This window comes from Streptomyces sp. NPDC025784 (assembly GCF_055558435.1).
Window position 1 is genome coordinate 300,977 of the sequence record NZ_JBVHMN010000004.1, and the last position, 21,795, is coordinate 322,771.

A 21,795-nucleotide genomic window follows, 5' to 3' on the forward strand; every position below is an offset into this window, starting at 1 on the left:
CGTACGGCACCGGTGCGGGCCGCTTGGGCCGGCCGGTCCGGGGTGGGGGGAGGGACGGTGCCGCCCGCGGTGCGCAGCTCGAACAGCTGCCCGGGACGGACGCCGGTGATCAGGGCCGGGACGACCCTGGAGTCGGAGGTGGGGAACAGGACCCGCGGTGAATGGCCGTGGGCGAGCGAGGCGAAGTCCTCGGGCCGCCGGCCGATGGAGCGGGCGTGGTCGATGAGGGGTTGCATGTCGGATCCTCCTGGCGCGCCCTGTGGGCGCGTCGGCTTGCACAACGGAGCGTGGGGGGAATCGCTCCGCTCAGCATCGGAAGACCTGAAGCCCCTCCGGGGAGTGCGCGGCCGGGGATCTCGGCATGCCGGGGCGCGAGGCGGCGCCCGGGACGGGGGAGTGCGTGGCCGCGGGGCCGTCCACCGACAGGGGGTGCGACGGCGGTTCGGGTACGAGGTCCTCGTCGCGGGCGTGCCGACGGGCGCCGGGGGCCGGAGCGGCCTTGTGCGGATGCTCGGTCTCGGCACAGGCGACGGTCTCACCCCTGTGCGCGGATGCGAACGTGTCGGCGGGGCCGAGGAGTTGCAGGAGGATCAGCACGGCGGCGAGCGCCGTGAACAGGGTCCGGGCCGTCCTGCCTCGTAACATGCGCCCCCCTTCCGGCGGTTCGCGCCGCCGGGAGTCGGCGCGTACAAGTACGTTAACCCGCCGAGTCGTTTGCGCGGTTAACTCCACGTTTCGCCCGCGAAGTGCGCCCGAAAGAGGTCGTGCAGTTGGCGTGATCCCGCGCTCGGGGGCCGCGACCCCGAGCATGCCGTCGGCGGGCCGGGGCCCGTGCTCGGGGGGCGCCGCAGGGACGCCCCCGGAGAGACCTCTAGTGGTGGACGATGTCCTTGGCGTCCCGGGCCAGCGCGGTGAGCCGGGAGATCGCGCGGAAGTACTTCTTGCGGTAGCCGCCGTTCAGCATCTCCTCGCTGAACAGCTGGTCGAAGGGCTTCCCGGAGGCGAGGACCGGCACCTCCCGGTCGTACAGGCGGTCGGCGAGCACGACCAGCCGCAGGGCCGTGGACTGGTCCGGGACCGGCTGCACGTCGGTGAGGCAGACGGCGCGGACGCCGTCCGTCAGGGCGCCGTACCGGCTGGGGTGGACGCGTGCGAGGTGGTCCAGCAGGTGCGGGAAGTCGTCCAGGGAGGCGCCGTCGGTGGCGTACGCGGTCTTGGTGACCTGCTCGTCGGAGAACGGCGCCGGGGCCTCGGGCAGACCGCGGTGGCGGTAGTCCTCGCCGTCGATGCGCAGCGGCCGGAAGTGCGCCGACAGGCCCTGGATCTCGCGCAGGAAGTCGGCGGCGGCGAACCGGCCCTCGCCGAGCTTGCCCGGCAGTGTGTTCGAGGTGGCCGCGAGGGCCACGCCCGCGTCGACGAGCTTGCCGAGCAGCGTGGAGACCAGGACGGTGTCGCCCGGGTCGTCGAGCTCGAACTCGTCGATGCACAGGAGGCGGTGCCCGGAGAGGGTCTGCACGGTCTTCTGGAAGCCGAGCGCGCCGACCAGGTTGGTCAGCTCCACGAAGGTTCCGAAGGCCTTGAGCGAGGGCTCCGCGGGGGTCGCGTGCCACAGAGAGGCCAGGAGGTGGGTCTTGCCGACGCCGTATCCGCCGTCGAGGTAGACGCCGCGGGGGCCGGCGGGCGACTTCTTCGCGGCCTTGCCGAAGCCGAACAGCTTGCGCTTGGGTGCGCCTACGGCGTGCGCGCCGCCGAGTCCGCCGGCGAATCCCTCGAGGACGCCTACGGCCTCGGTCTGGCTGGGCTGGTTCGGGTCCGGGATGTAGGTGGCGAAGCGGACCGAGTCGAAGCGCGGCGGCGGCACCATCTCTGCGACGAGCCGGTCGGCGGGGACGTGGGGCTCGCGGGCGCACAGTGACAGCGGAGCCGCGTCGGGTATCGGGCCGATCCCGGAGGCGGTGGTGGTGGACGACACGGTCAACCACTCTAAGCGCCGTGCCACACTGCACGTCATGCGACGCCTGTTCCCTGTGACCTATGAAACAGCAGCCCAGGCCCCGGGTGAGGCCCCTGTGGCGGATGCTACGGACCGGGAATGGGGGCTCGCGGAGCTGGCCGAGGCCTATGCCTACCCGGACGTCCGAGGCCCCTGGCTGCGCGCCAACATGGTGTCCACGCTCGACGGCGCCGCCCAGCACGACGGGCGTTCGCAGCCCATCTCCAGCGCCACCGACATGCGGGTCTTCGGGGTGCTGAGGGGCCTCGCGGACGCTGTCGTGGTCGGTGCGGAGACAGTACGCCAGGAGGGTTATCGGCCGGCACGCGCGCGTGAGGCCTTCGCGGCCCTGCGGGAGGCCGCCGGACAGGGGCCCGCGCCCGCGGTCGCGGTCGTCTCGGCCGGCCTCGACCTGGACTTCTCGCTTCCGCTGTTCACCTCGCCCCTGGTGCCCACACTGGTGCTGACCGGCGCCGCGGCGGACCCCGACAGGATCGAGGCGGCGCGCGCTGCGGGTGCCCGGGTGGTGATCGCCGGGGACGGGGCGGGGGTGGACCCCGCTCGCGCCGTGCGGGCCCTGGGCGACCTCGGACTCACCCGGCTCCTGACGGAGGGCGGCCCCCGCCTGCTGGGGCAGCTGATCGCGGCCGGAGTGCTCGACGAGCTCTGTCTGACGGTGTCGCCCATGCTCACGGCGGGGGGTGCCCAGCGGATCGCCGAAGGGCCCTCGGTGGCGGTCCCGGAGCGGTTCGAACTCGTGTCCCTGCTGGAGGAGGCCGGGTTCCTGTACAGCCGATACCGTCGGTCCTGACGAGTCGGCGGAATGCGTCGTTCCGTTTATCTTCCGCTGGGCACACTAAAACTCGCAGCCCCCGCGAGATCACGGGGCAGGATGGTTTCAGCAGGGGGCCGGGACGGCCCACGGAGGAGAAGGGCGCCTGTCGTGTTCACAAGCGTATTGATGATCGAGAAGGCCCTGACGTCCGCCGACGTGGAGTTCGTCACCACCTTGCACGGTGACGAGTCGGTCGCCTTCCATGTGCTGCTCCAGCCCCGGGGGGACCAGGCGGACCGGCTGCTGCGGGCCATCGACGACGTCGCGCTCGGCGAACTGGACGAGGCCGCCCGCGAGGGCGAGACGCCCGAGGGTGAGGCCGCCGCCGACCAGGGGCAGCAGGCCCTGGACGTGTCGCTGGTGGCGCTGCGTGCCACCGGCAGCGCGGCCGAGGGCCGGCTCGTGGAGGACCACCCGCTGGACGCCCTGAAGGCCCTGGTCGACGAGATCGACGCCGACGAGGTGATCGTGCTGACCGACCCGCACTACGTGGAAGAGTTCTTCCACCGGGACTGGGCCTCGCGGGCCCGCCACAAGGTGGGCGTGCCGGTGCTGAAACTCTTCTCGCACAGCAAGGCATAGGCTTGCCCCCGCGCGCTCCGGCGCCACCCGATCCGCAACACCTCTCGACCCGCTCGACGCTTCCTGGGGAGAAACACGCATGGCACCCGGCCTTCCTACCGCCATGGACCGACCGCACTTCATCGGCATCGGCGGAGCCGGGATGTCGGGCATCGCGAAGATCCTCGCGCAGCGCGGCGCCGCGGTCGCCGGCAGCGACGCCAAGGACTCCGCGACCGCCGAGGCCCTGCGCGCGCTGGGCGCGACGGTGCACATCGGCCACGCGGCCGACCACCTCGCCACCGACGCCACCTGCGTCGTCGTCTCCTCCGCGATCCGCGCCGACAACCCGGAGCTGACCCGCGCGGCCGAGCTCGGCATCCCCGTCGTGCACCGCTCGGACGCCCTGGCCCGCCTGATGGACGGCCTGCGCCCGATCGCCGTCGCGGGCACGCACGGCAAGACCACCACGACGTCGATGCTCGCCGTGTCGCTGTCCTCGCTCGGCCTGTCCCCGTCGTACGCGATCGGCGGCGACCTCGACGCGCCCGGCTCGAACGCCCTGCACGGCGACGGCGAGATCTTCGTCGCCGAGGCCGACGAGTCGGACCGCAGCTTCCACAAGTACGCGCCCGAGGTCGCGATCGTCCTCAACGTCGAGCTCGACCACCACGCCAACTACGCCTCCATGGACGAGATCTACGAGTCCTTCGAGACCTTCGTGGACCGGATCGCCGAGGGTGGCACGCTGGTGATCTCGGCGGACCACGAAGGGGCGCGGGAACTCACGCGCCGGGTCAGGGCCCGCGACGTCCGGGTCGTCACGTACGGCGACTCCGCCGACGCCGACGTCCGGGTGCTCTCCGTGGTCCCGCAAGGCCTCAAGAGCGAGGTGACCGTCCTCCTGGACGGAGTCGAGCTCACCTTCACCGTCTCCGTGCCCGGCCGCCACTACGCGCACAACGCGGTCGCGGCCCTGGCCGCCGGCGCGGCACTGGGCGTCCCCGCGTCCGAGCTGGCCCCGGCCCTGGCGTCGTACACGGGTGTCAAGCGCCGCCTCCAGCTCAAGGGCGAGGAGGCCGGCGTCCAGGTCGTCGACTCCTACGCGCACCACCCGACGGAGATGACGGCCGACCTGGAGGCCATGCGCGCCGGCGCCTCCGGCCGCATCCTGGTGGTCTTCCAGCCGCACCTGTTCTCCCGCACCCAGGAGCTGGGCAAGGAGATGGGCGAGGCCCTGGCCCTCGCGGACGCCTCGGTCGTCCTGGACATCTACCCGGCCCGCGAGGACCCGATCCCGGGCGTCACGAGCGACCTGATCATCCAGGCGGCACGGGCCGCGGGGGCGGACGTCACGGCGGTCCACGACAAGAGCGACGTGCCCGAGACGGTCGCGGGAATGGCGAAGCCCGGTGATCTCGTTCTCACCATGGGCGCGGGCGACGTCACGGACCTCGGTCCGGAGATCCTGGCCCGCCTGTCGAAGTAGCCACAGCGTTCGTGAGGGGTTGAGCTTCATGTCGTACGACGTCGAAAAGCCGGACGAGCAGTGGCGTGCGGAGCTGACCCCGGCCGAGTACGCCGTACTGCGCAAGGCGGGCACGGAGCCCGCCTTCACCGGCGAGTACACCGACACCAAGACCGAGGGCGTGTATTCCTGTCGCGCGTGCGGGGCCGAGCTCTTCACCTCGACGGAGAAGTTCGAGTCGCACTGCGGCTGGCCCTCCTTCTACGACCCGAAGAACAGCGACGCGGTCGAGCTGATCGAGGACCGCTCGCACGGGATGGTGCGGACCGAGGTGCGCTGCGCCCGCTGCGGTTCCCACCTCGGACACGTCTTCGAGGGGGAGGGCTACCCCACCCCGACCGACCAGCGGTACTGCATCAACAGCATCTCGCTGCGGCTGGCGCCGGACGAGAGCTGAGCACGGCACCGGCCGGCAGGGCCGGGAACGGACCCGCCCGGCACCGGCCGGGCGGGTCCGTTCCCGTACGGCGGACTAGTCGGCGGGGAGCGTCTGTTCGGCCCAGATGGTCTTGCCCGAACCTGCCTGACGCGTGCCCCAGCGGTCGGTGAGCTGGGCGACCAGCAGGAGGCCGCGCCCGCCCTCGTCGAAGGTACGGGCCCGGCGCAGATGCGGCGAGGTGCTGCTGGCGTCGGACACCTCGCAGATCAGCGCCCGGTCGCGGATGAGCCGCAGCTGGATCGGGGACCCGCCGTAGCGGATGGCGTTGGTGACCAGTTCGCTGACCACGAGCTCGGTGACGAACACGGCCTCGTCGAGCCCCCACTCGGCGAGCCGTTCCCCGACGCGCTGCCGGGCCGTGGCCACCACCGCCGGATCGGACGGCAGGTCCCACACCGCCACCTGGTCGGCGTCCAGGGCGCGGGTGCGCGCCAGCAGCAGAGCCACGTCGTCGGCGGGGCGCTCGGGGAGCAGCGCCTTGAGCACGTTGTCGCAGGCGTCGTCCAGAGTCCCGGCGGGGGCCGCGAGCGCGCTGCACAGGGTGGCCGTGCCCGCGTCCACCTCCAGGTGGCGGGCCTCCACGAGTCCGTCCGTGTACAGGGCCAGCACGGACCCTTCGGGGAGGTCCAGCTCCGTGGACTCGAAGGGCAGCCCGCCGATGCCGAGCACCGGACCGGCGCTCAGCTCGACGACCTCGACCCCTCCCTCCGGATAGAGCACGGCGGGTGGCGGGTGCCCGGCGGAGGCGATCGTGCAGTGCCGCGCCACCGGGTCGTAGACCGCGTACAGGCAGGTCGCGCCGATCTGGCCGCCCGTCTGGCTGTCGTCGGCCGTGAGATGGCCGACCAGGTCGTCGAGGTGGGTGAGCAGCTCGTCCGGGGGCAGGTCGACGTCGGCGAGCGTCCAGACCGCGGTGCGTAGTCGGCCCATCGTGACGGAGGCGTGGATGCCGTGCCCCACCACGTCCCCGACGACCAGCGCCACCCGGGTCCCGGACAACGGGATGATGTCGAACCAGTCGCCGCCGACACCCGCCCGGGACAGCGCCGGAAGGTAGCGGGAGGCGAACTCCACCGCCGCCTGACCCACCATGGCCTGCGGCAGCAGACTGCGTTGCAGCGCCAGCGCGGTGGTGTGTTCCCGGGTGTACCGGCGCGCGTTGTCGACGCAGACGGCGGCTCTGCTGGCCAGCTCCTGCACCAATGACACGTCGTCCTCGTCGAAGGGGTCGGGGCTGCCCGTCGTGAGCAGCCGGACGAGTACGGCCACCCCGAGCGTCGTGCCGCGCGCCACCAGGGGTACGGCCATCAGCGAGACGTCACAGTCCCCCGTCTCCCGCAGCCGGGTGGCCCGGCTGTCGTGGCGGGCCAGCCAGATGTCGAGGCCCGGCTCGCCGCTCCTGGTGACCACCACCTCGCCGGTCGCCAACGCGCGGGCGGGCGGTGAGGCCGGCGGATACACGTCCGCGGAGCCCAGAGCGATCGCCGCCTCCGGCACCCCGGCGGTACGCGAGTGGTGGGCGACGCGGCGCAGCTCCACGTCGGCGCCCACCGCGCCGACGGAGGGTTCCTCCCCCCGCAGCACGGAGTCCAGCAGGTCGACGCTGGCGAAGTCCGCCATCCTCGGGACCGCCAGTTCGGACAGCTCCTGCGCGGTGTGGATCACGTCGAGCTTCGTGCCGATGCTGGTGGCCGCCTTGTTCAGCAGCGCGAGGCGCTGTCTGGCCCAGTACTGCTCGCTGCTGTCGAACGCGGCCGCCGCCACCCCGAGCAGATCCCCCGCGGGGCCGCGCAGCGGCCACATCTCGGTGTTCCAGGCGTGCGTGCGCGTCCCGGAGGGCGCCCGCGTCCAGCTCTCGTAGTGCACCGGCCGATCGGTCTCCACGACCTCCTGAAGATGACGCACGAAGCCGCGGCTGTGCTCCTCGTTCTCCACGGTGTCCGGGAAGAACCGGCCGACGAACTCGGCCTCCGCCCGGCCCATCAGCCGGGACGCCGTGTCGTTCATCAGCAGGTACCGCTGCTCGGTGTCGAAGACCGACATCGACACCGACGACTGCCGGAACGCCAGGTCGCCCAGGGTCCGGCCCCGGTCGTCCGGTGCCGCGGTGATCACGTATCCCGAGGCGTCGCCCCGCTCGCCGAGCAGCGCCCACGCCCGCAGCGCCAGGTCCGTGCGCCGCCCGTCCCGGCACCGCACGGCCACCAGGCTTCCGCCGCTCGTCCGCAGCTCGTGCCAGGCCGCGTCGGCGTCACCGTCGATCAGCTCCGCCAACGGCCGCCCGTGGACCTCCTGGGCTCTGTGGCCCGTCAGCATCCGGGCACCGTCGCTCCAGCCCGTGACGACTCCGTGGGCATCCACCACCGCCATGGCGTCACCGGCCGTGGCCGCAGACCCCGCGGACCTCGGCAATGTCACCATGTGTACCAGCATGATCCGATCGGGCAGTCCCCTCAACCGGGCCGGTCAGGTCCTGGGCCCGCCCGTCCGTACAACGGGTCCGGAAGGCGGGGGAGACGAGGCGGACGAGGCCCAACGCGCTTACCGGCGCGGCTTCTTGGTGATCCGGCGGGCGGGCCCACGCAGCCGTCCGCGGTTCGGCACCGTCAGCCCGCCCGCCGCTGACGGCGAAACCCCGCCGCCATCGCCGCACGCGCGGGCCCGCGCCCGGTGGCCGCGAGGTCGGCGCGCCGTCGGACGCGGCACCACCGGACGCACCATGCTGACCTCGGTGGGCGGCTCCACGGGTGCAGGTCGGCCGCCTCTCGCGCGGCGGTGCCGAGCCTCCCGGAAGCCGACCCCGAAGGCAGGCCCGGACCTCAGGGAGCACCATGGACGCCGACAACGAAGACCGCGAGCCGTCCCGCCCCGAGACCCGGCCGCGCACCCCGGGCGGGGGAGCGGTCGGCGCCGCGGGCGAAGCGACCGCCGGCAGCGGGGGCGGGACGGGCGTTCCCGACGGGACATGCGACGGCGAGCCGGGCCGGACCAGCCCCCGCGCTCCCGCCGAGGCCCGTGTCTCCGCGCTGCTGCGGCGTCCCCGGCTGTGGCTGTTCCCGACCGCCACGACCGGGCTCCTCGCACTGCTGCTGTCCCTGCTCTACATGGGCGGCATCGTGAACCCGAGCGGGCATCTGCACCACCTGCCCATCGGCATGGTCGACGAGGACCGGGGCCGTCCGCTGCCGGGGCAGCGGCAGAACCTCGGCACGCAGGTCACCGACAAGATCCTGTCCGGCGACGTCTCCGGCCAGGCCGGCTGGCGTCGGCTCACCCGTGCGCAGGCCCAGGAGCAGATGGCCTCCGGGAAGATCTACGGCGCCCTGGTCGTCCCGGCGGACTTCACCGACTCCGTGGCCGCGCTCACCACGGCGAACGCGACGGTCCGGCCGACGATGACCGTGCTCACCAACCCGGGCATGGGCAGCCTGGGCTCCTCGCTGGCCTCCCGGATCGGCACGACCGCCGCCCAGCAGGCCTCCGCGGCGATCGGCAAGGAGCTGACGGCGGCCTCCGCCACCGCGCGGGCCGACGCCACCGAGCGGCTCCTGCTGGCGGATCCGGTCAAGGTCGTCACCCAGGTGGGACACCCCATCGGCACGCACAGCGGCCTCGGCCTGACCGCGTTCTACTACACCCTGCTGCTCGTGCTCGCCGGATTCCTCGGCGCCAACATCATCAACACCGGTGTGGACACCGCGCTCGGCTACGCCGACGGTGAGATCGGCCCCTGGCACACCCGCCGGCCGACCGTGCCGATCGACCGCACCAGGACCCTGCTGCTGAAGATGGCCATGACCGCCGGGATCTGCGTGCTCTCGGTCTCCCTCGTCATGGTGGCCACCGTCGCGATCCTCGGCATGGACGCCACCCGTCTGCCGTTGCTGTGGATCTACTCGTACTGCGCGAGCCTCGCGGTCGGCCTCGGTGTCCAGGCCATCAACGCGGCCTTCGGCGGGATCGGGCAGCTCGTCTCCATGTTCGTGTTCATCGTGCTGGGCCTGCCCTCGTCGGGGGCCACCGTCCCGCTCCAGGCCGTTCCCGGCTTCTACCGCTTCCTGTCGGTCTTCGAGCCCATGCGCCAGCTCAGCGACGGGGTGCGCGCCATCCTCTTCTTCGACGCGCGTGCCGACGCCGGTCTCGCCCGCGCCTGCACCATGATCGCCGTCGGTTCCGCCCTGGCCCTGGTGTTCGGCTTCGCGATGACCCGCTACTACGACCGCAAGGGGCTGCAGCGCATGATCCCCCGTCTCGCCTGACGTCAGGTCAGGCGACGTCGGCGGCCCGTCGGCCCGCCGCGCGTTCCGTCGTCCAGTACAGCAGCGCCAGTACGGGCAGGGCCGTGCCGAAGGCGGCCACCGCGGGCCAGCCCGCCGCGTGGTAGGCGACGGAGGCGAGTTGGGAGCCGAGCGCGCCGCCGACGAAGAAGATGGCGATGAACGCGCTGTTGAGGCGCGCCCGGGCGTCGGCGTCGAGCTGGTAGATGGTGTGCTGGCCGAGGATCAGGGTGCTCTGGACGGCCATGTCGAGCAGCACGGCGGCCAGGGCGAGCAGGACGATGTGGTGCCCGCCCAGCCCCGCGACGGCGAACGCGACGGCGGCGACGGCGAAGGCGACACCGGTCATCGGCCGGGTCAGCCCCCGGTCGGCCCAGCGTCCCGCGACCGGCGCCACCACCGCACCGGCCGCCCCGACCAGCGCGAAGAGGCCGACGCCGACGGGGGAGTAGTGGAAGGGCGGGCCGGTGAGGACGTACGAGACGGTCGTCCAGAAGGCGCTGAACGCGCCGAACATCGCCGCTTGGTAGAGCCCGCGCCGCACCAGCGCGGGGTGGGTGCGCACCAGGCGCAGCGTGGAGCGCAGGACGTGGGCGTACGGGATCGTCGTGGTCGGTGCGTGCGCGGGCAGGGCGGCGCGCAGCGCCACGGCCAGCACGGCCATCAGGACGGCGGATCCGAGGTAGACCACACGCCAGCCGGCCGCGTCGGAGACCAGGCTGCTGAGCGTGCGGGAGAGCAGGATGCCGGTGAGCAGGCCGCTCATCACCCGGCCGACGATGCGGCCGCGTGCGTGATCGGGCGCGAGGCTCGCGGCGAACGGGACCACGATCTGGGCGACGACCGAGGTGGCCCCGGCGACGAGCGACGCGGCCAGCAGCAAGGGGAAGCTCGTCGCGAGGCCCGCCGCGACCAGGGCCAGCGCGGTGACGCCCAGCAGCACGGTGATCAGTCCGCGCTTCTCCAGCCGGTCGCCGAGCGGGACCAGGAAGAGCATGCCGAGGACGTAGCCGACCTGGGTGAGGGTGATCAGGCCGCCGGCCGCCGTGGTGCTGACGTGGAAGACGTCACGCAGGGACGACAGCAGCGGCTGCGCGTAGTAGAGGTTGGCGACCGTCATGCCGGAGGCGACGGCGAGGAGGACGACCAGCCGCCCCGGTACGCCGTGCGGGGACGCGGCGGCGGACGGGCTCTGGGACCGGAGCCCGGAGGATTCGGAGGATGCGGACACGGCACCTTCTCGGGAAGAGAACCGGCGGGGACGGTTCGGCGGGAACGCTGTCTGCTGGACGGGCGGCCTCCTTGCCGCCCGTACGGTCTCCTCAGCACCGGACGGGACGTGTCCCTTCCCCCCGCGCCGCGATGATCAGAGATATCGGTTATCTCCGGCAGAGATGAGTCGGGGTTCGGAGGTCCGGGGCGTCGTCCTCGGAGGGCGTCCGGGCGGGCGGCCCTCCCGCGGGCCGACCGGACTCAGGGCGTCTCGCTCAGCGGGTGACCGTCCCCAGGGCTTGTCGCTCCCGGCCGGCGCCTGTCCTCAGGACGTCGTGCTCCGGGCCCGCCGCGCAGGGTCGCCCGGCGGGACCGCCATCGGGACACTCGGCGGGACGGCCATCAGGACATGTGGTGCAGCAACGCGGCGACGGCCGGGGGTGTCTCCCCGCGCGGGCGCACCACCATGACCTTCCAGCTGGGCGCGTGCCGGTCGAAGCGGCGTGTCGCGAGGTCCGGGAACCGTGCCGCGATCGACGCCGGCATGATGCAGACACCCAGGTCGTTGCGGACGAGTTCGGACGCGGCGACGATGTCGTTGACCTCGAAGGTCGTGTCGCGCTCGACACCGGCGGCACGGAACGCCCGGTCCACGCAGAGCCGGATCGCCCAGCCGGGCGTGAAGTCCACGAGCGGCAGCCGGGCGGCCTCGGCGAGCGCCACCGTGCCGTCCGGGCCCTCCGCGGCGAGCGCCCGCCCGGGTGCCGACACCAGGACCATCTCCTCGCGCGAGAGGAGCCGTGTCACCAGACCGCGCTGCTGCTGCCGGTCGAGCGCGACGACGGCCAGATCCACCGTGCCCTGGCGCAGTGCCTGCCGGATGTCGGTGACGGCGGCCTGCCGCAGCCGGACCACCACGCCCGGATGTTCCGCGCGCAGTGCGGCCAGCGGGCGGTGCAGTTCGGCCCATACGCCCTGCATGGTGCCGACGGTGATCCTGCCCCGCAGCTGTCCCTGGACCGCGTCGACCGCCGCCCGTGCCTGCTCGGCGGCCCGCAGCGCGGCGCGTGCCGCGGGGACGAAGGCCTCGCCCGCCGCGGTCAGCGACACCCGGTGCGTGGTCCGGTCGAACAGCAGGGTGCCGAGTTCACGCTCCAGCGCCCGCACCGTGCCGGACACGGCGGACTGCACCACGTGCAGGCGCTGCGCCGCCGCGGTGAAGCCGCCCTCCTCGGCCACCGCGACGGCGACCTCCATCTGCCGCAGGTCCATGTACGCTCCGCTCCCGGTCCCGAAGCCGCACCCCATCTCCCTCGGAGATGGGCTTGTGCATCGATTGTCGCAGGCCGTGATCACCTGCCGGCCGACCACCGGCCGACCACCGGCCGACCACCGGCCGTCCGCAGGCGGGTCGCCGGTCCGGTGGCGCGCTCGGCGGATCACCGTCCGGGCAGGTCCGGCCGGGCTCAGGACCGCCGGCCGCCGTTGCGCATCTCCCGGGGGCTCAGCCCGTAGCGCTGCCGGAACGCGGTGCTCAGGGCGCTCGCGGAGGAGAAGCCCGAGGCGTACGCGAGGTCGGTGATCGTCAGGTGTTCGCAGTCGCCGCACTGGAGGCGCTCGCGGACGAGCCGGAGCCGCTCCTCGCGGATCAGGTCGCGCGGAGTGGTGCCCGCCCGCTGCAGGGCCAGCTGGATCTGGCGCAGCGACCAGCCGAGCGCGCGGGCCATGGACGTACCCGTGAGAGCCGGGTCGGCCGCGTGGTCGCGGACATAGCGGCGGACCATGGTCTCCACGTCGGACAGCTGCCCGGTTCCGTCGGGCCGGTCGTCGCCCGTGGCGAGCATGCACAGCAGCTCGACGATGCGGTCGGAGACGGCGTCGAACTGGGCGTCGGTGAGGGCGTCGCGCTCGGCGTGCAGGTCGTTCAGCATGGAGCCGACGACCCGGCCGAGCCCCCTGGTCAGGTCGAGGCCGGTGGCCAGCGGTGACTTGCGGTTGAGGGGGCCGTCCACCTCGCGGGCGGGGATGGTGAGGATGTACGCCTGGGTGGTCGCGTCCTGGAGGCAGTCGAAGGGGGAGTCGAAGGAGACGAGTGTGCCGGTCCCCGGGGTGAGCCGTGCCTCCTGGCCGTCCTGCCGCAGGACGATCCCGCCGGTGAGCGGGAGGAGTAACCGGTAGTCCCCGTCGGGGTCCTCGCGGACCTGACGCGCGGTCCTGCTGTACTCGATCTCGTCGGACCGGAACCTGACGAGCTGGTACTTCTCGGTCCGCTGCCGGACGGTCTCGCCGCCGAAGTCGTCCGGGCGTGCGTACGCGAAGCCCATCCGGGACTGGTAGGACCCGATGTGTTCGCTCCAGAAGTCGGCCCGCTCACGCGGTGTCACCTCATGGGTCGACTGCGAGTCCACGAGGTAGCTCCCCGCTGGCAGCGGCACCTCAACTCCCGTGCTTTTGGCGGTAGTTACGCGGCGTCAGCCTACTGCACACGCCCCGTGCGCATGACAGCAACTTCCTTGCGCGCCGGGGCAAGCGCGGGCGCCGTCACGCGGCTACCGTCGTGCGCCGCGTCAACTCGCGCCCCTCCCATCACCCTTGCAACTCCTATGACTGCCACCCGATCAACTCAGCTATGCATGCGGAGACTTGAGGATCCATGACCGAACGCCTACCGGAAGCAGCGTTCTGGTGCCTGGCCGTCGGCCTGCTCGCCGTCACCGTCCTGCTGCTCCGCCAGCGCGGCATCACCGCCCGGCAGCGCAGGCGGACCACCGAACTCGCGGACGGACTGCGGGCCCGGGAAGAGGAGCTGCGTCATCTGGCCGCGGTCCGCCTCCCGGCCCTGGAGGACGCCCCGCACCAGGCGGGCCCCGCCGCCGGACTGCTGGACGCCCGGCTGGCCGACACGGACTTCGCCAAGAGCCTCGACAGCGTCGTCGAGCGGTTCTCCGGCGCCGTGGAGCACGCGCAGTCCCGCGCCGACCAGTCCGCCAAGGCCGCCCTCAAGGCATCGATGCGCTCGATCCAGGCCCTCGCCAACGAGCAGCAGGTGTCCATCTCGGAGATGCAGGACCGGCACGACCACCCCGACGTGCTGCGCGACCTGCTCGAGATCGACCACACCAACGCCCAGTTCGGCCGCCGCGCGCAGGCCATCGCCGTCCTGTGCGGTTCCTGGCCCGGGCGGCAGCGCTCCACATCCCCGCTGATCGAGGTCGTCCGCGGGGCGACCTCCCGCATCCGCGACTACCGGCGCGTGCGGATCAACGGGCAGGCGGACATCGCCGTCGAGAGCCGCGCGGTGGAGCCCGTCGTCCTCGCGGTCGCCGAACTGCTCGACAACGCGGCACGTCACTCACAGCCCAACACGACGGTCGAGGTCGACGTCCAGACGGTGCACAACGGTGCCTGCGTGGTCATCGACGACGCCGGCGTCGGCATGGACGGGCAGGCCACCGAGCACGCCGCCGCGCTGCTGACCGGCCGGCACGCCGTGGACGTCACCCGCCTCGACGACCCGCCCCAGTTCGGCTTCGCCGTCATCGGGGTGCTCGCCGACCGGTACGGATTCAGCGTCTCGGTGGACACCCGGTCGCCGTACGGCGGTGTCCGCGCCGTGCTGTTCGTGCCCGCGGCGCTGCTGACCCACATGGACCCCACGACGGTGGCGGCACCGCCGGCCGCCCCGACCCGCCGGTCGTCCCGGCCCGCCGCCGGAACCGTCGCGGCGCCGGATCCCTCACCGGCCGCCACGGCCCCCGCACAGGCGGCACCCGTCACCCCGACCGAGGCGGCGTCCGCCGCCACCCCTGCCCGTACGACAGCCCGTACGGCCGAGACCGCGGAGGCCACCACGGCCGGAGGACTGCCCAAGCGGCGCCGCCGCACCCCTCAGGCGCCGGTGACCGCGACCGCCGGGGAGCCGTCCGCGGCCCCGGCCGAGGAGGTCGGCGGCCGGACCGCCGAGGAGAACGCGCGGCGCATGGGCGCCTTCGCCCGCGGCACCCGCTTCGGCCGGTCCGCCCACGACGCGTCCGCCGCCGAGGCCTCCCACCAAGCCCCCCACGAGAACGAAGGGAACACACAGGGATGATCGCCCCCATGACCAACGAGCTGGGGTGGATGCTCGACGAGGTCCTCAAGGTGCCGGAGGCGCGTCACGCGATCCTGCTGTCCGCCGACGGCATGCTCCGGGCGCACTCCGCGGACATCGGCCGGGACGACGCCGAACGGCTGGCCGCCGGCCTGTCGGGGGTGCAGTCGATCAGCCGCAGCACGGCCGAGTTCTGCGGCAGCCCGCACACCCCGTGGCGGCAGACCCTGATCGAATTCGCCCACGGCTACGTCTTCCTCGTCGCCGCGGGGGAGGGAGCCTATCTCGCGGTGTCCACCACCGAGAACGTCGACATGGAAGCGGTCACCTACCGCATGCACAAGCTGGTCGACCGGCTCGGCAAGGAGCTGACCAGCCCCGCCCGGCAGGACACCGGCAGTCGGGCATGACACCCCGCCGCCGTCCCGGGGAGCGGCTCGTGCGGTCCTACGTCGTCACGGACGGCCGCTCCCACCCGTCCCGCAACACCCTCGACCTCGTCACGCTGCTGATCGCCGCCGACGATCTACCCCTGACGGGCCTGAGTCCCGAGAAGCGGCGGCTGATGGAGCTGTGCCGGCCCGGAGCGCTGTCGGTCGCCGAGGTGGCCGGGCATCTGGAGCTGCCGGTCAGCGTCACCAAGGTGCTGATCGCCGACCTGATCGACAGCGGTCACATCGTCACCCGCGCGCCGATCCCGTCGGCCCGCCCCTCCGACACCCGCATCCTCCAGGAGGTGCTCGATGGGCTCCGCGCCCGCCTCTGACGACGTCCGCCCCCGGTCGGGCGGCATGCATCTGCCGGCGACCGTGCAGACCGCGGTCAAGCTGCTGATCGTGGGTCACTTCGCCGTCGGCAAGACCACCTTCGTCGGCGCCCTGTCCGAGATACGGCCGCTGCGCACCGAGGAGGTCATGACCCAGGCCGGCGCGCTCGTCGACGACCTGGCCGGGACGCGCGACAAGACGACCACCACGGTCGCCCTCGACTTCGGCCGCCTCACCCTCAACGACGCCTTGGTCCTCTACCTGTTCGGGACGCCTGGGCAGCAGCGCTTCACCGAGCTGTGGCAGGACATGACGCGCGGTGCGCTCGGCGCGCTCGTCCTCGCCGACACCCGGCGCCTGGACCAGTCCTTCGAAGTCATGGGCGTGCTGGAGGAGTTGGGACTGCCTTACGCGGTGGCCCTGAACGAGTTCGACGACGCGCCCGAACACGGCCTGGACGAGGTGCGCGAGGCACTCGACCTGCTGCCCTCGACCCCGCTCGTGCGCTGCGACGCCCGCGACCGGGTCTCCTCCACCGAGGCGCTGATCGCCCTCGTCGAATACCTGCTCACCCGCACCGGCGAACTGGAGCACGCGTGACCCCCGTACCACCGGAGTCCGTACCACCGGAGTCCGTACCACCGCAGACCGTGCCGCAGGACGCCCCGGCGTCGCGGCCCGCACCGTCGCAGTCCGTGCCGCCGCCCGGCTGCCCGGCCCACGAACCCATGTACGGACCGGAGTTCGCGGCCGATCCGGGCGCCGTGTACCGCAGGCTCCGGGAGAACGGGCCGACCGCCCCCGTCGAACTGGCGCCCGGTGTCCGGGCCACCCTCGTCACCGGGTACGAGGCCGCCCTGCACGTCCTGCGCAGCCCGGAGACCTTCTCCAAGGACCCCCGCCGCTGGCGCGACCTGGCCGACGGCACCGTCCCGATGGACAGCCCCGTCGTGCCGATGATGATGTACCGGCCGAACGCGCTGTTCACCGACGGTGAGGAGCACCGCCGGCTGCGTGGAGCGATCACGGACAGCCTGGCCCTGGTGGAGCCGAACACGCTGCGCGGATACGTGGAGCGCAGTGCCGACACGCTCATCGACCGGTTCGCCCCGCTCGGCACGGCGGATCTGCTCGGCGAGTACGCCCAGGTCCTGCCGCTGCTGGTGTTCAACCACCTCTTCGGCTGCCCCGCCGACTACGGGATCCGGCTGGTCGAGGGCATGTCCGGGATCTTCGACGGGGTGGACGCCGAGAAGGCGAACGAACTGCTCAGCACCACCCTGCTCGACCTCGTCACGCTGAAGCGCGCGAAGCCCGGGCAGGACATGACGTCCTGGCTGATGGCTCACCCGGCCGCGCTCACCGACGAGGAGATGATCCACACCCTCGTCGTCCTGATGGGCGCCGGCACCGAGCCGCAGCAGAACCTCATCGCGAACAGCCTTCGCCTGCTGCTGTCCGACGACCGGTTCGCGGGTGACCTGTCCGGCGGCAGCCTCCCGGTGGAGGACGCCCTCGACGAGGTGCTGTGGTCCGACCCGCCGATGGCCAACTACGCCGTCCACTATCCCGTGCACGACGTCGTCTACGAGGGCGCGTCGCTGCGAGCCGGTGATCCGCTGGTGGTGAGTCTCGCCGCGGCCAACACCGACCCGGCGCTGACGAGCGATCAGCGGGCGGGCAACCGCGCCCACCTGGCGTGGAGCGCGGGCCCGCACAACTGCCCGGCACAGAGTCCGGCGCGGTTGATCGCGGCGGTCGGCGTCGAGAAGCTCCTCGACCGCCTTCCCGATGTCGAACTCACGGTGCCGGCAGAGGAGTTGGTCTGGCGGCCCGGCCCCTTCCACCGCGCTCTCGCCGCACTGCCCGTCCGCTTCCCGCCCACGGCGGCGGCCGCGGCGCCGGACGCCGAGCCGCGGCCGCACCCCGGTGCCCTTCCGCTGCCGGTGGCTCCGCCGCCCGCCGTCGTGCCCGAGCCGCCGAAGAGCGGCTGGGCACGTCTGCTGGCCTGGTGGCGCGGGGAGTGATCAGGAGATCCGTACGGGGAGGGACCGGTGGCCGTTGGAGATGAAGGACTCCACCGGCCGCAGTTCCTCCCCGGGAGCGGCGAGGCACAGGTCCGGGAAGCGGGCGAAGAGCGCCGGGAGCGCGACCCGGGCCTCCATGCGGCCGAGCGGGGCACCGAGGCAGTGGTGCACCCCGTAGCCGAAGGCGAGGTGCTCCTTGTCGGCGCGGGTGACGTCGAAGCGGTCGGCGTCCTTCCCGTGGCGCTCGGGGTCGCGCCCGGCGGCGGCGTACGCGGCGAGAATGGCCTCGCCCTTGCCGATCACCAGACCGTCCGGGCCGCCGAACTCACTCATCGGCAGGTCGTCCACCGCGTAGCGCAGCGGCAGACTGGCGACCGGCGCGTCCACACGCAGCGTCTCCTCGACCACGTCGTCCCAGGAGGCCCGCCCCTCACGCACGGCGGCGAGCTCACCGGGGTGGGTGAGCAGGGCGTGCACGGCGTTGTCGATGAGGTTCACCGTCGTCTCGTGGCCCGCACTGATCATCAGCACCAGGGTGTCCAGCAGTTCCTGCTCGCTGAGCCGGGTGCCGTCGTCCTCGTCGCGTGCCGCGATCAGTCCGGTGGTCAGATCGTCGCCCGGTGACTCCCGCTTGGAAGCGACGAGTTCGGCCAGGACGACGTACAACCGCTCATAGGCGGCGGTCATCTCGCCCGGGTCGGCGGAGGTGTCGAAGATGCGGTCCACCAGTCGCCGCAGCTCGGGTCCCCGCTCCTCGGGCAGTCCGAACAGCTCGCTGATCACCTGGATGGGAAGCGGATAACAGAACTCCTCGCGCAGGTCGACGACCTGGGAGTCGCGGCCGGCCTCCGCGATCCGGTCCAGCAGCTGCGCGGTGATCTCCTCGATCCGCGGCTGGAGCGCGGCCGTACGGCGCGCGGTGAACGCCTTCGAGACGAGGATGCGCAGGCGTTTGTGCTCGCCGCCGTACGCGGTGAACATGTTCTGCACGGCGACCCAGGTGAACAGAGGCCAGTCCGGGGTGATCTCCCCGCGGGTGAACCGGGGCCAGTGCTGCCGGGCGTCCTTGGACACCCGCGGGTCGGTGAGCAGCTGCTTGAGCAGATCGGGGCTGCTCACCGCCCAGGCCTCGACACCACCGGGGAGCTCCACCAGGGTCACCGGTCCGCCGTCCCGGACACGGGCGGCTTCCGAGTGAATGTCGCGGCCGGTCGCGTCTATCACTAAGGGGCTTGGATTTCCCACGGGGAGCCTCCCTGGCATTCGCACGTCATGACGGCAGGTCACGCTACGCGGGAGTACGGTTCCGCAGCGAGAGCGCCCGTCGCCCGGTGCGTACGCGGGCAACTTCCGTGCGCGTACCGACAAGTCGACCCGGCGCCGGGTCGGCCTGTCGGGCTGCCCGGGCCGTGCCGGACCGCGGCGGGCCCGTAGGTCGCACGGGCTCGGGGATCACGCGTGTCCGCGTCGCAGCAGGCGGCGACGGCGGGGCTCCTGGTCCGGGAGCCAGCCGAAGGCGAGACAGCTGCCGACCGCTCCGAGGAGGAGGCCGACGAGGAAGCCGCCGAGGTTGGAGGTGAGCCAGGTGCCGAGGGACAGCAGGATGCCGACCAGCGAGTAGAAGAGGCGCTGGGCCGGGTTGAAGAGGATCAGCAGTCCGCACAGCACCATCAGGGTGGGCAGCAGGTAACCCGCCAGCCCCTGCATGCCGATGTGCAGGACGACCTTCAGGGACGCCTTCTCGGTGAGCAGGATCTCCGCTCCGGCCAGGGTGAGCAGCAGACCGCCCCAGAAGGGGCGGTGCGCTCGCCACCGGCGGAATGCCGACCGCGGGTTCCGGGACGACGTCATCAGCAACCCTGCTCGCTGAAGCGGAGTTTGAGCCCGGGGAGCTTGAACACGGCGGCGGTGGTCGCGTAGTTGGTCTGTCGCAGGTTCGCGATGTGCACGGTGTCGGCCTGCTGGCTGAAGACGCCCTTGTTGCCCTGGACGCCGGCCTTGCTGAGGGTGCTGGCGTCGTTGCCGATCTCGATGTTGTCGAAGGCCGCGTCGCCCGACAGCTCCGTGGAGTCGGTGGTGAGGTTGGTCGCCTGCACCTTGTCCGCACCGCTGCCCGCGGTGATGAGCAGGTTCGTGCCGCCCAGGTCGACGCTCTGGCACAGCTTGGTGAGCGTCGCGTTCTTGATGGCGGAGGTCACGACGAGGACCTGGCCGCCGGTGTCGCCGGCGTTGGGGCTGTCCTCCGCCATGTTGTCGAGGTTGCCGAACTGCTCGAAGCCGGTGCCGTTCAGCTCGGTGGCGGTGACCGTGAACGGCATGCCGGAGATGGCGAACTGGACGCCGAGAGCGCCCTGCGCGGTGAGGATCATCAGTCCCGCCGCGATGGCGGTGGCAGGCACCGCCATCACTGCGGCGCGGCGCAGGCGGACCCGCCCGCGTCTGTCCGGGCCCTCGGTCGCGGAACCGCTTTCCGGGCTCTCGGGGGTGGAACCGTGGGACGCCGAGGCGTCCGAGGACGAGGCCATGTCTGCTCCCTGTGCACGTTCGATGCGGGTACGGGTTCAGTGGCACGTTGTCCTGGCGCGGACAGCGGCTGCGGCGCACGGCCCTCCCGCCTCCCGGCGGGCGCAAGGGCTTTCTCGTTGCGCAGCAGTAGCCGCCGAGGAAGTTACCGGGGGTTACATTCATGGGTCAAGGCGCTTGTGGGAATAGCGTGGTGGTTGTGCCGCAGCTGTGAACGGAGACCGGCCAAAAGGTCGAGTTCACGCCCAACTTCCGTGCTGTGCCTTGACGTTGAGCGTTCACCAGGTCTACAACTCTGCCTTGATTCCCACGGACCCGTGGCGCCGGGTCCGTCGCGTGACGCGTGGGTCGCCTCCCGGACGCCGTCCTTCCACGGGCGGCGGTGACACCTCCGGACGCGCCGCGCCTCCTCGTCCACTGCACCCCCCACCCCTGGCACCGGCACGGTCGCCTTCCCCTGAGCCGTGCCGGCGCCCGGCTGTCGCTGCCGGTCCGTGACGTACGGAGAAGGCGTCACGGACCGGCGGCGGATTCCCGCGCGCGGGCGACCAGCACGTTCGCGTCGCCAGCACACCCGAGTCGCCCCACCCGCTCGCGTCGTCCCGCAATTCCGCGTCGCCGCGTACCTGCGCGTCGTCCGCACCCCTGAGTCGCCCCACCCGCGCGCATCGCACCCGCGCCTCGTCCGCACCCAAGCCGCCCCACCCGCTCGCGTCGTCCCGCACGTCCGTGTCCCCCGCACCCGCCCGTCGTCCGCACGCTCGCGCCACCCCGTGCTGCCGCGCCGCGGGCGCGACGCCGCACCCCCGTACCCCCGCGCCCCGTGCGCGGTCAGGCACCCACACCCCCCATCAGGAGAAGAGGCACCCCCCATGCGCACTCGATCCCTCCTCGCCGTCGCCGGCGTCGTCGCCGCCCTCTCGGTGTCGGCGACCGTCCCGTCGTCCGCGGCCGACACCCCGGTGCTCACCACCGGCAGCGCGGGCGGAACCCCGGTCGCCGCCGGTGACGTCCTCAACGCGTCCCTGGCGAGCGGCACCGCGGCCACGCTCTACTCCAGCAGCACCGGCACGAGCGGGGTCTCCTGCTCCTCGTCGGCCTTCACCGCCGCCGTCACCGACAACCCGGCGGCCCCCGGCATCGCGACCGAGTCGCTCACCGGGCACACCTTCGACAGCGCGAGCTGCACCAGCAACGTCGTCGGGGTGCTCGGCGTCACCGGCATCACGGTCGACAACCTGCCCTACAGCACCACCGTCTCCTCCGACGGCACCGTCGCCGTGGCGCCCGCCGCCGGTTCCAGCATCCAGACCACGGTCAAGCTGCGCACCCTGCTCGGCACCGTCACCTGCGTCTACCGGGCGGCGGGCCTGTCCGGTACGGCGAGCAACACCGACAACAGCATCGCCTTCACCAACCAGCAGTTCACCAAGTTCTCCGGCTCGTCCCTGTGCTTCGCCAGCGGGTACTTCACCGCCAAGTACGCACCCGTGTCGGACACCAGCCAGGAGGGCGGTCCGACGGTCCACGTCAACTGACGGCC

Annotated in this window: 20 protein-coding genes and 1 pseudogene; 11 read left to right on the forward strand and 10 right to left on the reverse strand. The window is 72.5% G+C overall.

Annotated features, from left to right (window positions below):
- Window positions 1–11: 11 nt before the first annotated feature.
- From ACZ4IF_RS13005 to zapE, 3 genes and pseudogenes are all read right to left on the reverse strand, one after another.
- A pseudogene (locus ACZ4IF_RS13005) lies at window positions 12–236 on the reverse strand (carbonic anhydrase); the annotation flags it as partial.
- Window positions 237–306: 70 nt separating this feature from the next.
- On the reverse strand, window positions 307–645 hold the full coding sequence (locus tag ACZ4IF_RS13010; protein WP_467562150.1) for a hypothetical protein: 339 nt from the start codon (window positions 643–645) through the stop codon (window positions 307–309).
- A 226-nt stretch (window positions 646–871) separates the two neighbouring features.
- A complete protein-coding gene (gene zapE / locus ACZ4IF_RS13015) occupies window positions 872–2,011 on the reverse strand; it encodes a cell division protein ZapE (RefSeq protein ID WP_467562152.1) in 1,140 nt (379 codons plus the stop codon).
- Between zapE and ACZ4IF_RS13020 the strand changes: the two genes are divergently transcribed.
- The 4 genes from ACZ4IF_RS13020 to msrB all read left to right on the forward strand — a co-directional run bounded on the left by ACZ4IF_RS13020 (window position 2,010) and on the right by msrB (window position 5,314).
- Window positions 2,010–2,804, forward strand: a complete 795-nt coding sequence (locus ACZ4IF_RS13020; protein WP_467562154.1) for a pyrimidine reductase family protein — start codon at window positions 2,010–2,012, stop codon at window positions 2,802–2,804. The genes zapE and ACZ4IF_RS13020 overlap by 2 nt on opposite strands.
- 132 nt (window positions 2,805–2,936) lie before the next feature.
- Window positions 2,937–3,410 (forward strand): hypothetical protein, encoded by a 474-nt coding sequence (locus ACZ4IF_RS13025; RefSeq protein ID WP_028800753.1) that lies wholly within the window; start codon window positions 2,937–2,939, stop codon window positions 3,408–3,410.
- A gap of 79 nt (window positions 3,411–3,489) precedes the next feature.
- On the forward strand, window positions 3,490–4,878 hold the full coding sequence (gene murC / locus ACZ4IF_RS13030) for a UDP-N-acetylmuramate--L-alanine ligase (protein WP_467562157.1): 1,389 nt from the start codon (window positions 3,490–3,492) through the stop codon (window positions 4,876–4,878).
- A gap of 28 nt (window positions 4,879–4,906) precedes the next feature.
- A complete protein-coding gene (gene msrB, locus ACZ4IF_RS13035) occupies window positions 4,907–5,314 on the forward strand; it encodes a peptide-methionine (R)-S-oxide reductase MsrB (protein ID WP_467562159.1) in 408 nt (135 codons plus the stop codon).
- 75 nt (window positions 5,315–5,389) lie between these two features.
- Here the strand turns inward: msrB and ACZ4IF_RS13040 are convergent, their stop codons facing one another.
- Complete coding sequence (locus tag ACZ4IF_RS13040; protein WP_467562161.1) at window positions 5,390–7,777, reverse strand: SpoIIE family protein phosphatase; 2,388 nt, start codon at window positions 7,775–7,777, stop codon at window positions 5,390–5,392.
- A 410-nt stretch (window positions 7,778–8,187) separates the two neighbouring features.
- Between ACZ4IF_RS13040 and ACZ4IF_RS13045 the strand changes: the two genes are divergently transcribed.
- Entirely contained in the window at window positions 8,188–9,615 is a 1,428-nt protein-coding gene (locus ACZ4IF_RS13045; protein WP_467562163.1) for a YhgE/Pip domain-containing protein, read from the forward strand.
- Between the two features lie 7 nt (window positions 9,616–9,622).
- Here ACZ4IF_RS13045 and ACZ4IF_RS13050 read toward each other — a convergent pair whose 3' ends face one another.
- From ACZ4IF_RS13050 to ACZ4IF_RS13060, 3 genes are all read right to left on the reverse strand, one after another.
- Window positions 9,623–10,753 carry an MFS transporter gene (locus tag ACZ4IF_RS13050; RefSeq protein ID WP_467562344.1) on the reverse strand — a complete coding sequence of 377 codons (1,131 nt, stop codon included), beginning with the start codon at window positions 10,751–10,753 and terminating at the stop codon, window positions 9,623–9,625.
- A 494-nt stretch (window positions 10,754–11,247) separates the two neighbouring features.
- Window positions 11,248–12,117 carry a LysR family transcriptional regulator gene (locus tag ACZ4IF_RS13055; RefSeq protein ID WP_467562165.1) on the reverse strand — a complete coding sequence of 290 codons (870 nt, stop codon included), beginning with the start codon at window positions 12,115–12,117 and terminating at the stop codon, window positions 11,248–11,250.
- Between the two features lie 194 nt (window positions 12,118–12,311).
- Window positions 12,312–13,253 (reverse strand): AraC family transcriptional regulator, encoded by a 942-nt coding sequence (locus ACZ4IF_RS13060; protein WP_467562167.1) that lies wholly within the window; start codon window positions 13,251–13,253, stop codon window positions 12,312–12,314.
- Between the two features lie 245 nt (window positions 13,254–13,498).
- Here ACZ4IF_RS13060 and ACZ4IF_RS13065 point away from each other — a divergent pair, with 245 nt between their 5' ends.
- The 5 genes from ACZ4IF_RS13065 to ACZ4IF_RS13085 all read left to right on the forward strand — a co-directional run bounded on the left by ACZ4IF_RS13065 (window position 13,499) and on the right by ACZ4IF_RS13085 (window position 17,729).
- Entirely contained in the window at window positions 13,499–14,935 is a 1,437-nt protein-coding gene (locus tag ACZ4IF_RS13065) for an ATP-binding protein (protein WP_467562169.1), read from the forward strand.
- Window positions 14,932–15,345: a roadblock/LC7 domain-containing protein gene (locus tag ACZ4IF_RS13070; protein WP_467562171.1), complete on the forward strand. Its 414-nt coding sequence runs from the start codon at window positions 14,932–14,934 to the stop codon at window positions 15,343–15,345. The genes ACZ4IF_RS13065 and ACZ4IF_RS13070 overlap by 4 nt, the downstream gene beginning before the upstream one ends.
- The gene (locus ACZ4IF_RS13075) at window positions 15,342–15,701 is read left to right on the forward strand and encodes a DUF742 domain-containing protein (RefSeq protein ID WP_345648583.1); all 360 of its coding nucleotides are present in this window, start codon (window positions 15,342–15,344) and stop codon (window positions 15,699–15,701) included. Before ACZ4IF_RS13070 ends, ACZ4IF_RS13075 begins: the two co-directional genes overlap by 4 nt.
- A complete protein-coding gene (locus ACZ4IF_RS13080) occupies window positions 15,679–16,302 on the forward strand; it encodes a GTP-binding protein (RefSeq protein WP_345648585.1) in 624 nt (207 codons plus the stop codon). The genes ACZ4IF_RS13075 and ACZ4IF_RS13080 overlap by 23 nt, the downstream gene beginning before the upstream one ends.
- A gap of 128 nt (window positions 16,303–16,430) precedes the next feature.
- Window positions 16,431–17,729, forward strand: a complete 1,299-nt coding sequence (locus ACZ4IF_RS13085) for a cytochrome P450 (RefSeq protein ID WP_467562346.1) — start codon at window positions 16,431–16,433, stop codon at window positions 17,727–17,729.
- Here the strand turns inward: ACZ4IF_RS13085 and ACZ4IF_RS13090 are convergent, their stop codons facing one another.
- From ACZ4IF_RS13090 to ACZ4IF_RS13100, 3 genes are all read right to left on the reverse strand, one after another.
- A complete protein-coding gene (locus tag ACZ4IF_RS13090) occupies window positions 17,730–18,974 on the reverse strand; it encodes a cytochrome P450 family protein (protein ID WP_467562174.1) in 1,245 nt (414 codons plus the stop codon).
- A 207-nt stretch (window positions 18,975–19,181) separates the two neighbouring features.
- Window positions 19,182–19,580, reverse strand: a complete 399-nt coding sequence (locus ACZ4IF_RS13095) for a DUF6114 domain-containing protein (protein WP_467562176.1) — start codon at window positions 19,578–19,580, stop codon at window positions 19,182–19,184.
- Window positions 19,580–20,254, reverse strand: coding sequence for a DUF6230 family protein (locus ACZ4IF_RS13100; protein ID WP_467562178.1), 675 nt, complete (start codon window positions 20,252–20,254; stop codon window positions 19,580–19,582). The genes ACZ4IF_RS13095 and ACZ4IF_RS13100 overlap by 1 nt, the downstream gene beginning before the upstream one ends.
- Before the next feature lie 870 nt (window positions 20,255–21,124).
- Between ACZ4IF_RS13100 and ACZ4IF_RS13105 the strand changes: the two genes are divergently transcribed.
- Window positions 21,125–21,790 carry a Tat pathway signal sequence domain protein gene (locus tag ACZ4IF_RS13105; protein ID WP_467562180.1) on the forward strand — a complete coding sequence of 222 codons (666 nt, stop codon included), beginning with the start codon at window positions 21,125–21,127 and terminating at the stop codon, window positions 21,788–21,790.
- Window positions 21,791–21,795: the final 5 nt, after the last annotated feature.

Coding starts and splice junctions, on each gene's coding strand:
- zapE (WP_467562152.1), bottom strand. CDS start 2,011: ATGACGTGCAGTGTGGCACGGCGCTTAGAGTGGTTGACCGTGTCGTCC.
- ACZ4IF_RS13010 (WP_467562150.1), bottom strand. CDS start 645: ATGTTACGAGGCAGGACGGCCCGGACCCTGTTCACGGCGCTCGCCGCC.
- ACZ4IF_RS13040 (WP_467562161.1), bottom strand. CDS start 7,777: ATGGTGACATTGCCGAGGTCCGCGGGGTCTGCGGCCACGGCCGGTGAC.
- ACZ4IF_RS13075 (WP_345648583.1), top strand. CDS start 15,342: ATGACACCCCGCCGCCGTCCCGGGGAGCGGCTCGTGCGGTCCTACGTC.
- msrB (WP_467562159.1), top strand. CDS start 4,907: ATGTCGTACGACGTCGAAAAGCCGGACGAGCAGTGGCGTGCGGAGCTG.
- ACZ4IF_RS13065 (WP_467562169.1), top strand. CDS start 13,499: ATGACCGAACGCCTACCGGAAGCAGCGTTCTGGTGCCTGGCCGTCGGC.
- ACZ4IF_RS13095 (WP_467562176.1), bottom strand. CDS start 19,580: ATGACGTCGTCCCGGAACCCGCGGTCGGCATTCCGCCGGTGGCGAGCG.
- ACZ4IF_RS13105 (WP_467562180.1), top strand. CDS start 21,125: ATGCGCACTCGATCCCTCCTCGCCGTCGCCGGCGTCGTCGCCGCCCTC.
- ACZ4IF_RS13055 (WP_467562165.1), bottom strand. CDS start 12,117: ATGGACCTGCGGCAGATGGAGGTCGCCGTCGCGGTGGCCGAGGAGGGC.
- murC (WP_467562157.1), top strand. CDS start 3,490: ATGGCACCCGGCCTTCCTACCGCCATGGACCGACCGCACTTCATCGGC.
- ACZ4IF_RS13070 (WP_467562171.1), top strand. CDS start 14,932: ATGATCGCCCCCATGACCAACGAGCTGGGGTGGATGCTCGACGAGGTC.
- ACZ4IF_RS13045 (WP_467562163.1), top strand. CDS start 8,188: ATGGACGCCGACAACGAAGACCGCGAGCCGTCCCGCCCCGAGACCCGG.
- ACZ4IF_RS13080 (WP_345648585.1), top strand. CDS start 15,679: ATGGGCTCCGCGCCCGCCTCTGACGACGTCCGCCCCCGGTCGGGCGGC.
- ACZ4IF_RS13100 (WP_467562178.1), bottom strand. CDS start 20,254: ATGGCCTCGTCCTCGGACGCCTCGGCGTCCCACGGTTCCACCCCCGAG.
- ACZ4IF_RS13085 (WP_467562346.1), top strand. CDS start 16,431: ATGTACGGACCGGAGTTCGCGGCCGATCCGGGCGCCGTGTACCGCAGG.
- ACZ4IF_RS13050 (WP_467562344.1), bottom strand. CDS start 10,753: ATGACGGTCGCCAACCTCTACTACGCGCAGCCGCTGCTGTCGTCCCTG.
- ACZ4IF_RS13020 (WP_467562154.1), top strand. CDS start 2,010: ATGCGACGCCTGTTCCCTGTGACCTATGAAACAGCAGCCCAGGCCCCG.